The 9,668-nt window shown below is 69.8% G+C and carries 10 protein-coding genes and 4 pseudogenes; 5 read left to right on the plus strand and 9 right to left on the minus strand.

The window, feature by feature from the left end:
• Window positions 1-493 precede the first annotated feature (493 nt).
• Window positions 494-1,603 carry an aliphatic sulfonate ABC transporter substrate-binding protein gene (locus tag ACZ7HQ_RS14765; RefSeq protein WP_470988841.1) on the plus strand — a complete coding sequence of 370 codons (1,110 nt, stop codon included), beginning with the start codon at window positions 494-496 and terminating at the stop codon, window positions 1,601-1,603.
• A 23-nt stretch (window positions 1,604-1,626) separates the two neighbouring features.
• A pseudogene (locus ACZ7HQ_RS14770) lies at window positions 1,627-1,804 on the plus strand (ABC transporter ATP-binding protein); the annotation flags it as partial.
• 495 nt (window positions 1,805-2,299) lie between these two features.
• Here ACZ7HQ_RS14770 and ACZ7HQ_RS14775 read toward each other — a convergent pair.
• Complete coding sequence (locus ACZ7HQ_RS14775) at window positions 2,300-2,572, minus strand: hypothetical protein (protein ID WP_470988844.1); 273 nt, start codon at window positions 2,570-2,572, stop codon at window positions 2,300-2,302.
• 76 nt (window positions 2,573-2,648) lie between these two features.
• On the opposite strand from ACZ7HQ_RS14775, the gene ACZ7HQ_RS14780 reads away from it, so the two are divergent.
• The 3 genes and pseudogenes from ACZ7HQ_RS14780 to ACZ7HQ_RS14790 all read left to right on the plus strand — a co-directional run.
• Window positions 2,649-3,056 (plus strand): hypothetical protein, encoded by a 408-nt coding sequence (locus ACZ7HQ_RS14780; RefSeq protein WP_470988847.1) that lies wholly within the window; start codon window positions 2,649-2,651, stop codon window positions 3,054-3,056.
• Window positions 3,057-3,065: 9 nt separating this feature from the next.
• Window positions 3,066-3,284, plus strand: coding sequence for a helix-turn-helix transcriptional regulator (locus ACZ7HQ_RS14785; RefSeq protein ID WP_470988850.1), 219 nt, complete (start codon window positions 3,066-3,068; stop codon window positions 3,282-3,284).
• A gap of 34 nt (window positions 3,285-3,318) precedes the next feature.
• Window positions 3,319-3,700 (plus strand): annotated as a pseudogene (locus ACZ7HQ_RS14790) (ABC transporter permease); the annotation flags it as partial.
• 200 nt (window positions 3,701-3,900) lie between these two features.
• Here the strand turns inward: ACZ7HQ_RS14790 and ACZ7HQ_RS14795 are convergent.
• The 8 genes and pseudogenes from ACZ7HQ_RS14795 to ACZ7HQ_RS14830 all read right to left on the minus strand — a co-directional run.
• Entirely contained in the window at window positions 3,901-4,359 is a 459-nt protein-coding gene (locus ACZ7HQ_RS14795; protein ID WP_470988852.1) for an RrF2 family transcriptional regulator, read from the minus strand.
• Window positions 4,360-4,412: 53 nt separating this feature from the next.
• Window positions 4,413-5,564: an acyl-CoA dehydrogenase family protein gene (locus ACZ7HQ_RS14800; RefSeq protein ID WP_470989016.1), complete on the minus strand. Its 1,152-nt coding sequence runs from the start codon at window positions 5,562-5,564 to the stop codon at window positions 4,413-4,415.
• Between the two features lie 244 nt (window positions 5,565-5,808).
• Window positions 5,809-6,228 carry a hypothetical protein gene (locus ACZ7HQ_RS14805; protein ID WP_470988854.1) on the minus strand — a complete coding sequence of 140 codons (420 nt, stop codon included), beginning with the start codon at window positions 6,226-6,228 and terminating at the stop codon, window positions 5,809-5,811.
• Window positions 6,228-7,376, minus strand: coding sequence for an LLM class flavin-dependent oxidoreductase (locus tag ACZ7HQ_RS14810; protein WP_470988857.1), 1,149 nt, complete (start codon window positions 7,374-7,376; stop codon window positions 6,228-6,230). Before ACZ7HQ_RS14810 ends, ACZ7HQ_RS14805 begins: the two co-directional genes overlap by 1 nt.
• The gene (locus tag ACZ7HQ_RS14815; RefSeq protein WP_470988860.1) at window positions 7,369-8,460 is read right to left on the minus strand and encodes an LLM class flavin-dependent oxidoreductase; all 1,092 of its coding nucleotides are present in this window, start codon (window positions 8,458-8,460) and stop codon (window positions 7,369-7,371) included. The genes ACZ7HQ_RS14810 and ACZ7HQ_RS14815 overlap by 8 nt, the downstream gene beginning before the upstream one ends.
• A gap of 110 nt (window positions 8,461-8,570) precedes the next feature.
• A pseudogene (locus ACZ7HQ_RS14820) lies at window positions 8,571-8,750 on the minus strand (LLM class flavin-dependent oxidoreductase); the annotation flags it as partial.
• Window positions 8,751-8,861: 111 nt separating this feature from the next.
• Window positions 8,862-8,957 carry a putative leader peptide gene (locus ACZ7HQ_RS14825; protein WP_470988863.1) on the minus strand — a complete coding sequence of 32 codons (96 nt, stop codon included), beginning with the start codon at window positions 8,955-8,957 and terminating at the stop codon, window positions 8,862-8,864.
• A 37-nt stretch (window positions 8,958-8,994) separates the two neighbouring features.
• Window positions 8,995-9,456: pseudogene (locus tag ACZ7HQ_RS14830) on the minus strand (GNAT family N-acetyltransferase); the annotation flags it as partial.
• Between the last annotated feature and the right edge of the window lie 212 nt (window positions 9,457-9,668).

Below are 9,668 nucleotides of genomic sequence, written 5' to 3' on the forward strand. Positions count from 1 at the left end.
CCACCCCGCACCCCCCACCCACAAACAAACAAAAAAACCCCGCGCCCCCCCCCCCCCCCCCCCCCCCCCCGCTGCAACGTGCCTCGATGGCCTCCTCCGCACCGCGGGGGTGGAGATCAGGACCATGTCCGCCGGACCGCCCCGCCATATCCCGCCGGATGTCGGGGGTGTGGGTGCTGACGATCGTTCCTGTCCGGTTGCCGCTGGGCCATCTATCCCGAATATTGAGATACTCGCGTCCACCATATGAATGCCCCCTTGGGGGTGGGTGCCGCCTTCTGCCACGATCCCCAGCAGTCAGGTAGGAAAACTAGGGATCAGGGGGTGGCCGTGGGAGCGCTCAGCCGCGCAGACCGGGTGCTGCCCGTGCTGACCTCGCGTCGTCACATCGACTTCGGCCGTACGTCCAGTTCCATCTGTCGGCCGGTCTGAGACCTCAGCACGCCATTCCACACCTCCTTGATCACCCCTCCTTCCCTGAGAGGACACCTCCGTGTCTGCCGCAAGACCGCTCACCACCCTGCGCACCCTCGCCGTCATGGCTACGCTCCCGCTCCTGCTCACCGCATGCGGCTACGGCTCCAAATCGACCGACGACGGCAAGCAGACCCCGGCTGCCGCGGCAGGCGCCAAGAAGCTCTCCGCCGGCGAAGTGAAGATCGGCTACTTCCCCAACCTCACCCACGCCACCGCTCTGGTGGGCGTCCAGGAGGGCCTGTTCCAGAAGGAGCTCGGCGGCACCACGATCAAGACCTCGACCTTCAACGCCGGCCCCTCCGAGATCGAGGCTCTGAACGCCGGGTCCATCGACATCGGCTGGATCGGCCCGTCCCCCGCGATCAACGGCTACACCAAGTCGAACGGCAAGAACCTGCGGATCGTCGGCGGTTCAGCCTCCGGCGGCGTGAAGCTCGTCGTCAATCCGAAGAAGATCAAGTCCTTGAAGGACGTCAAGGGCAAGAAGATCGCCACGCCACAGCTCGGCAACACCCAGGACGTCGCGTTCCTCAACTGGATCGCGGACCAGGGCTGGAAGGTGGACGCCGAGAGCGGCAAGGGCGACGTCTCCGTCGTCCGCACCGACAACAAGATCACCCCGGACGCCTACAAGTCGGGCTCCCTCGACGGCGCCTGGGTCCCGGAGCCGACCGCGTCGAAGCTGGTCGCCGAGGGCGGCAAGGTGCTGCTCGACGAGTCGACGCTGTGGCCCGACAAGAAGTTCGTGATCACGAACATCGTGGTGCGGCAGGACTTCCTCAAAGAGCACCCCGACGTCGTCGAGGCCGTACTGCGCGGCTCAGTGAAGACGAACGAATGGATCAACGCCAACCCGCAGAAGGCGAAGGCCTCCGCCAACACGGCACTGGAGAAGCTGTCGGGCAAGGCGCTGCCCGCCGACGTTATCGACCCCGCCTGGAAGTCGATCACCTTCCTCGACGACCCGCTGGCCTCCACGCTCAACACCGAGGCGGAGCACGCGGTGAAGGCCGGCCTGCTGGACAAGCCCGATCTGAAGGGCATCTACGACCTCACGCCACTCAACAAGGTCCTCAAGGCCGAGGGCAAGGACACGGTCGCCGACGCCGGCCTCGGCGCCGAGTAACGACAGCCGGACCCCGATGAGTGGCCTCCGGGTGCGGCAAGTCCCCCCTGCTCAACCTGGTCGCAAGCACTGGACCTGCCGTCCGGGGGCTCCATCGACACGGACGGCCGGCCCGCCCCGATGGTCCAGGGGCACGCCCTGTTCCCGTGGCTGACCGCGGGCAGGAACATCGAACTCGCCCTGAAACTGGGTGGGGTCGCGGGGCCCGGCCGGTCGGTGCCGGCGGTGACAGGCGGCAGGAGGCTGCCGTCCAGGTTGGCGCCGACCCGCAGGCGCCGGTCGGCGCGGAGGGCTGCGGCTGCTGTGGCGCCGCCGAGGGAGTGGCCGAGCATGCCGACGCGGGACAGGTCGAACGCGCCGGTGAGGGTGGGTGGCAGGGGTCGCCGTCCGGCGTCGGTGTGGTGTCCGGCGTTGAGTGCGGTGAGCTGGTCCAGCACGAACCGCGTGTCCGCGGTACGGACAGCGAGGGCCTTGGCGATCAGGGCACCGTCGATGTCGCCGGTGATGGCGAAGGTTTCCACCCGGCCGCCGGGAAACTCGACTTGGTCGGCGTCGTAGGTGTGGTCGGTGACCACGACCAGGTAGCCGTGGCCGGCTAGTTCCTCGATCAGAACAGTGCCGGGGCTTCGGTCGCTGCGCAGGCCCGGTGAGTACAGGACGACCGGCCTCCCGCACCGGCCGCGGTCCACCGGTGGATCATGAGTTCCCGAGCCCGCGGGAATCCTGCCAGGGGTCGACGCGCGCCCGGTCGACCAGGTGCAACGAGAGTGTGCCCAGCGGGTGCGGACCGGTTGGTGCGGGCAGGGTGAGCCGCACCGGAGTCGGTGTGGGGTGGGCGGCGACCGGTGAGCCCGCGGCGGGTCGCGACTGGGCGGATGCCGTCGTGGCTGTCGGGACGGAAGCGACGGCTGACGCGACGGCGGTACCGAGCAGCGCCCGGCGGGTCAGGAGCCGATTCTCGTTCCACATAGCCAGAATGTAAGGTGACCCTTCCACTCAGTCAGGGACACTTGACTCCATGGAAAGGTCACCTTACATTCGTCGCATGGCAAAGCAGGGAGAGCAGGACCAGGTGACGCGCGCAGCCCGCCGCGCTGTACTCATCGACGGCATACCCGTGTCCACTTTGGGCGTGATAGCCCTGGCACTGGGCAGCAACCCCCATCAGAGCACCGCCCAGAAGGCGTGGTGGATCGCGGCCACCGCCGTCTTCACCCTCGCGATCGTCTGGGTGCTGTGGCGGGCGTTCCGGCGCGCGGACGAATACCTGCGCAGGATTCAGCTGGAGAGCATGGCCATCGCCTTCGCCGCAGTCCTCGTGGGGCTGCAAGTGGCTACCCTGCTCGATGCCGCAGGCATCATCCAGCTCCACCAGCTCGCGCAGCTGATCCTCCTCGGCGGCGTGGGCATCTGGATGACGATCGCCGACCTGCGTACCCGCCTGAACCGGTGACGGTGCACTGTGAAGAACCGACTCCGCGAACTGCGTGCAGCCCGCCGATGGAGCCAGGCCGACCTGGCCGACCGGTGCCAGGTCTCCCGGCAGGCCATCAACGCCATCGAAACCGAGCGGTACGATCCCAGCCTGCCTCTGGCGTTCACCATCGCCGACGTCTTCGGCCTGACCATCGAGGAAATCTTCCGTCCTGACCGGACGGAAACGGCGGGCGACCCGACCTGACGTGGAGTCTTTTCAGCCGCAGCCTTCGGGGCGCGTTGGCCCCTTCCTGTCCGGCCCGCAGTCGCTGCCGTCGGTGGCCTGGGTGCCGCCTGCGGGTGATCCGGCTGGGCCTGAACGACTCGATGATGTACGCCGTGATCCTGCTCGGCACGGCCCCGTCCATCGCCAACGGCCTCGTCGCGGGCATCGACCAGCTCCCGCCGCTGTTCCTGCGAGCCGGCCGGACGACGGGCGCGACCGGCCTGCGCGGGGCGCGGCACATCGTGATGCCGGGGGCGCTACCCGGCTATTCGGCGGGACTCAAGCAGGGCTGGGCGTTCTCCTGACGGTCGCTGATGGCCGCCGGGATCATCGCCTCCTCGCCCGATCTGGGCGTCGGCCTGGGCCAGTTGCTGGAGAACGGGCGCAACAACTCCAGGACCGGATCCCGATCGACACGGCGTGCGCGCCCTACCCCATCAGCCACGCGCACACGGCACCGGGCCGCACAAACGTCGTCGCCGCACGCGAGCCGGTGCTGTGGTGTGCGGAGGGGGTAGGTCCTGTGGTGGCTCCTCCGGCCCACGACGAGCTTGTCCATGTCGGAGATCTGCTCATGTCGTTCACCGGACGTCGGTCAGGGATTCGTCCAGGCCTCGGGGTCCTCCGCGAGGCTCACGACCTCGTCGGGCAGCTTGGCCGCGGCGACATGGGCCAGGGTGACCTCGCCGAGGATCTTGCGGACGTTGGCACGTACGGCGATCCACAGCGGCAGCAGCGACTCCGCGGGACCGCAGTAGGAGAGCTCGGGTGGGCGCACTCCCCGCACCGAGACCAGAGGGCCGTCCGCCACGCGGATGACGTCGGCGATGGCGATCGACTCCGCCGGGCGGGCCAGCCGGTAGCCGCCCTTGCCGCCCCGCTGGCTGACCACCAGACCGCCCCGGCGCAGGTCGCCGAGGATGCCCTCCAGGAATTTGTGCGGGATGCCCTGCGCCGCGGCGATCGCCTCGGCCTTGAGCGAGGCCTCGTCCCCTGCTGCGGCCAGCTCCAGTGCCGCCCGCACCGCATAGTCCGCCCGCGCCGAGATCCGCATGCCGCGATTATCCATCACTGTCGTGTCCGCCCGCGCGCCGGTCGCCCTCCCGGTCAGGCTGGAAGGGCGAAGGGTGGGTGCGCGCCGTTGAGGAAGTAGTCGCCCACCTCGCGCAGTCTGTGGGCGACCGGCTCGCGCAGAGTGTGGGTCCGGGTGTCGCGCCAGAAGCGGTCGAAGCCCTGCCGCGCGGAGGCGGCGTCGGCGCCGATGACGTCCAGGGCACGGGTGGTGATCTCCTGCGCGGCCCGGACGGCGGCAGACTCGGCCACGCTCGCGAGGACGGAGATCTCCGCGCACTCCTCTTCGTCGACTTCCCCGCCCTGTACGAGGCCGCGCACCAGGGCATCCACCGCCTGCTCGGCGAGGGCGGCCGCAGCACGTGCGACGACGGTGAGCTCGCCGTACACGGTCAGCGCGTACGGATCTTGCGGTGGGCTGCCCGGCCAGGGCTGAGGCGAGAAGGGCTGCCAGGGGGACCTCATGGCCCTTCCGTACTCGCGAACTTCGGCCAGCAGGCCTTCTGCCACGCCCAGACAGAACTGGACCGAGACCAGACGCGCGGTCGGCGCGGCCAGAGAGGCGAAGGGTGACAGGACGTCCTCGTCCGCCGAGAGGGAGCCGAGCACGTCGTCGGCCGCCACCGGCACGGAGTCGAACTCCACGCTCCCACGGGCCGCCAGCCGCTGGCCGAAGGCGTCCCCGCCGCTGCCGCTCACGACGCCCGATCGGGCGGGGTCGACCAGGACGGCCAACGGCTCACCGGTGCCGTACTCGGCGGCTCGAACCACCAGCCGGTCGGCGATCCCGACTCCGGTGGCATACCTCTGGTAGCCGTTGAGCAGATAACCGCCCGCCGTGGGGGTCAGGATGAGTGGCGGTTCAGTTGAGGCGATACCGCCTCCCCAGCACCACTGCCCCGCCGTCGACTCCCGCTCGATGCGGGCGGCACGGGTCTGGTCGGCGAAGAACCGGGCGCTGCAGGACAGGAAGTAGTGGTTGCCCAGCAGGTGGCCGATGGCACCGTCGGCCGCGGCAACGGTGCGGATGACCGCGTAGGCCGTGCGCCAGTCCCCACCGCCGCCCCCGAGTTCGGCCGGTGCCGGCAGTGTCAGCAGTCCCGACTCGCGCAACCGCGCCACCTCGTCGAGCGGTGCCTTGCCGGCCTGTTCGCGCTCGACCGCGTCCGTTGCCAGGTCGTCCGCCATCTCACGGGCTATGTGCAGCCAGTCGACCTGCCCGGCTCCCGCGTCGGTCACCTCGTCCGCCGTCACCGTCATATCCTCACCCGCTTCATGCGACTGCGGCCGTCGCTCCAGCTCATTGCTGTGGTCATGGCGTCTTCCTTCAGCAGACCGAGGACGACGCGGTGCCCGGCGAGGCGGGGTGGGGGTGCAGCAGTGCGCAGTGACGCGTCGGCTTCATCATCCTCACCCTCCTCTCCGACCACCGTCAACGCTTTCCTAGTAATTCGATAGGAAAACTAGGGAAGCTGGCGCGTTCCGGCTGCTTCACGCTCCCGGATGGCGAGTTCGCTATGGCGGGTGGCCGGGCGTCGCGCAGTTCCGGGACGACGAGGTCGACGAAAGTGCCGGGGGTGGCGTAGACGAGGTCGAAGCCGTCGACGTCGGGGCCGACGACGCCGGTGCCCAGGCGCCGGGCGGACCGCGTCGGTGTCGACGTACTCGAGAGGTTGGCCCGGCGCGGAGATGAGGTCTTGATGCTGTACGGTTCGCGGCCCTCGGCGGCGGCCGTGAAACCGTACGCGGAGGCGGTGGAGCGGACTCCGGTGACTTCGAGGATCCGGTCAGTGATGTCGAGCGGCAGGAGTCCGGCGACCTCGATCGTGGCGGCGGGGGGACTCCCGAGCATCAGCTCGGCTGGAAGGAGTGACCCCGTTGCCGCCATTCCTTCGCGAGCAGTTCGTACGAACGGACCCGGTCCGTGTGGTCGTGGGTGATCGTCGTGATGAGCAACTCGTCCGCGCCCGTGGCCTCCTGAAGTTGTTCCAACTGGTCGGCCACCCGGCCCGGTGAGCCGACGAACTGGGTGTCGAGGCGATCCTGGACGAGGGCCCGATCCTCGTCGGTCCATCGGTGGGCACGCGCTTCCTCCGGCGTCGGGTACTCGATGGCGCCCTCGCCGGTCCGGATGCTGCGGACCCACGGGCCGTAGCCGGTGGCGAGTGTGCGGGCGGTGGCGTCGTTCTCGGCGACCACGACGTCCGCCGAGACGCTGGCGTACGGCTTGTCGAGGAACTCGGAAGGCTGGAAGAAGGACCGGTAACCCTCCACCGCCTCCAGAACCGTGGCCGGGCTGACGTGGTAGTTCGCCGCGAACCGCAGTCCGTTGCGGCCCGCGACAGCGGCGCTCTGACCACCGCTGCTGCCCAGGATCCACACCTCCAGGTCGGCGCCCTCCCCCGGCACGACATGCGCCTCGACGCCCTCCGGGGAGCGGTAGGTGCCGGCGAGCAGGGCGAGGATGTCGTCGATCTGCTCGGCGTAGTCCTGTGACTCGGCGCCCGGCAGCAGAAGCAGCCTGCGCTGCAGCGCGATGCGGGGTGAGCCGAGCAGATGCTCGAAGGAGAAGCGGGGTGGGATCAACAGGCCGTTCGGGGTGCGGCCGTCGACGACCGGGGTCGCCGTCGGCAACGGTGCGGCCGGCTGTCCCGGCGGGCGGCCGCCGGAGCGACCCAAACCCACATCGAAGCGGCCAGGGTGCAGCGCGTCGAGCAGGCCGAACTCCTCCACGGTGGACAGCGCCGTGCGGTGCCCGAGCTGCACGGCCCCGGAACCGAGCCGGATGGTGGAGGTGGCGGACGCTGTCAGGGCCAGGACGACCGCCGGGGACGTACCTGCCACGCCCGGATTGAGGTGGTGCTCGGCGAACCAGTAGCGGGCATATCCGAAGCGCTCGGCCTGCTGGGCGAGGTCTATGGAGTTGCGCAGGGCATCGGCTGCCGTCGAGCCGGAAGGGATCGGGACCAGGTCGAGAACTCCGAGGGCGATATCAGACATGGCTGCACTCCTGGGTGAGCGGTGGTTCCGGAAGCACGGGTCCCCATACGAACGGCGGGTCCGGGATCTCGCGGCGCAGCACGGGGGCGACCTTGGACTGGAACAGCTCGAGGGAGGCACGGTGCTGGGGCTCCGTCAGCCCGCTCGCGTCGGCGTGCAGGTGGAGTACGGTGTGGCCGAGCTGTTCGTGGTAGCGGTGCACCTTGTCGATGACCTGCTGCGGGCTGCCGATCAGCGCGGAGCTGCGCTCGACGAAGTCCTCCAGCGTCTCGAAGACGACCGGCAGGCCCGCCTTCTTGAAGAAGGCCAGGTTGGACTCGAAGACCGGCCGGTATGCGGCGAGGGCCTGCTGGGAGGTGGGCGCGACGTGGATGCCCGCCGTTCCCGCGCCGACGGCGATCTGCGCCGGATCGTGGCCGTAGTGCTCCCAGCGCTCGCGGTAGTGGCGGATCAGCTCGGCGTACGGCTCGATGGGGTGGGTGACGTTCGCCGAGAACAGCGGGTCGCCGTAGCGGGCGGCCAGGTCGACCGACTCCTTGCTGGTCGCGCTGCCGTGCCAGACCCGGATCGGCCGCTGGTACGGCCGCGGCCACACCTCGGCGTCCGTCAGCGGGGGGCGGAAGCGGGTGTCGGCGGTGACCTTGTCCTGGCGCCAGATCTTGCGGAAGACCTCGTAGCTCTCGGCGTTGCGGTCCCACTGGTCCTCCGGCGTGACGTGGAACAGGTCGCGTTGAGCGGCGCCGTTGCCCTTGCCGATGATCAGGTCGAGGCGCCCGTTGGACAGGTGGTCGAGGGTCGCGTAGTCCTCGTACGCGCGGACCGGGTCCAGCAGGCTGAGCGTCGTGACGGCCGTGAACAGGCGGATCCGCTTCGTCAGGGCGGCCACATGACTGAGTACGACGGTCGGGGACGAGGAGATGAACGGCCGCTCGTGCCGCTCCCCCACGCCGAAGCCGTCGAAGCCCAGTTCCTCGGCGAGCAGCGCGTTGTCGAGGACCTCGCGGAAGCGGTCGTGGGTCGGCTTCTGCACACCGGTGAGCGGATCCGGTCGGTGGACGATGAGGGTGATCGCGAGGAACTTCACGACGCGACCCGGTCGTCGGCGGCGTCGGCCTGGACGTAGTCGTTGATGGTCTTGGCGATGGTGGCCGGGGAACCGACGAAGGTCTGACGGTTTCCGGTGTTGATGACAAGGTCGCGGATGGTGACGAAGTCGAGCAGGCCGCGCTCGGCCTCGGCGGCCAGGGCGGCCCAGTAGGCGGCGGTGAACAGGTCACGGGGGCGGGCGGCCGGCTCGCGCCGGGAGGCGGGGTGCCGGCCGGTGCCGTCCAACGCGACGGCAAGGTGCAGGTGGGAAGAGCGAGTTGATGACACGACGGTGCCTTCCTGGAGGTCCGTTCGAGATCGTCGGCATACGGGCAGGGGCGCACGGCGGATGGCGACCGAAAGGAGATGGGGTCTCCCCCGGCCGAAGGCTGGGGGAGGTCAGGAACAACAGAGGGCGCCGGCCACGCGCTGGAGGTCGATGTGGGGCCGGCCGTGGAGGCGCACGGCACGCAGGACACGAGTCACCCGGCCCACCTCCAAGTCATCGCCTTCGACAAGGACAACGGCGTAGCTATGCCGTTTCTTCCAGAACGGCGGCTCCGGTCCGCCGTACGAGTGAGAAGACCGTACGGCGACGCAGGGTGAAGCCGATCGACTCGTACAGCCGGAGCGCGTTCGCGTTGTCGGCCCTGGTGTGCAGGAAGGGCCGCTCGCCGCGCTCCTTGACGCCGGCCGCGACGTCGCGGACCAGGCGGGTGGCCAGACCCCGGCCGCGGTACGCCGGGTCGGTGCACACGGCGCTGATCTCGGTCCAGCCGGGTGGATGGAGGCGTTCGCCGGCCAAGGCGATCAGGCGGCCGCGGCGGCGGATGCCCAGGTAGGTGCCCATCTCGACGGTGTGGGGCAGAGAGGGGCCGGGGTCGGTGCGGGCGACCAGGTCGAGGATCTCGGGCACGTCGCAGGGGCCGAGCCGTACGGCCTCGGGGTCGGGCTCCGCGCGCAGGCCGGTGTCCACGAGTTGGACGCCGTGTCCGGTGCGCTCGGCCTCGCAGCCCTTCGGAGCCTTGGTCACGCCCCGCACCGAGGCGGTGCCGGGGGGGGGGAAGGGAGAGGGGGGGGGTGGGGGGGGCGGGTTTTTTGGTGGGGGGGGGGGGTTCAATCCCCCCCCCAGACACCCAAAAACACCCCCCCCCCCCGCCCCCCCCCCCTTCCTTCCCTCCCCCCGCTGCGTTGTCGCGCGCCCAG

It is taken from the genome of Streptomyces sp. NPDC037290 (genome assembly GCF_055603245.1).

Coding starts and splice junctions, on each gene's coding strand:
- ACZ7HQ_RS14805 (WP_470988854.1), bottom strand. CDS start 6,228: ATGCTCGGGAGTCCCCCCGCCGCCACGATCGAGGTCGCCGGACTCCTG.
- ACZ7HQ_RS14780 (WP_470988847.1), top strand. CDS start 2,649: ATGGCAAAGCAGGGAGAGCAGGACCAGGTGACGCGCGCAGCCCGCCGC.
- ACZ7HQ_RS14795 (WP_470988852.1), bottom strand. CDS start 4,359: ATGCGGATCTCGGCGCGGGCGGACTATGCGGTGCGGGCGGCACTGGAG.
- ACZ7HQ_RS14810 (WP_470988857.1), bottom strand. CDS start 7,376: ATGTCTGATATCGCCCTCGGAGTTCTCGACCTGGTCCCGATCCCTTCC.
- ACZ7HQ_RS14800 (WP_470989016.1), bottom strand. CDS start 5,564: ATGGCGGACGACCTGGCAACGGACGCGGTCGAGCGCGAACAGGCCGGC.
- ACZ7HQ_RS14775 (WP_470988844.1), bottom strand. CDS start 2,572: ATGTGGAACGAGAATCGGCTCCTGACCCGCCGGGCGCTGCTCGGTACC.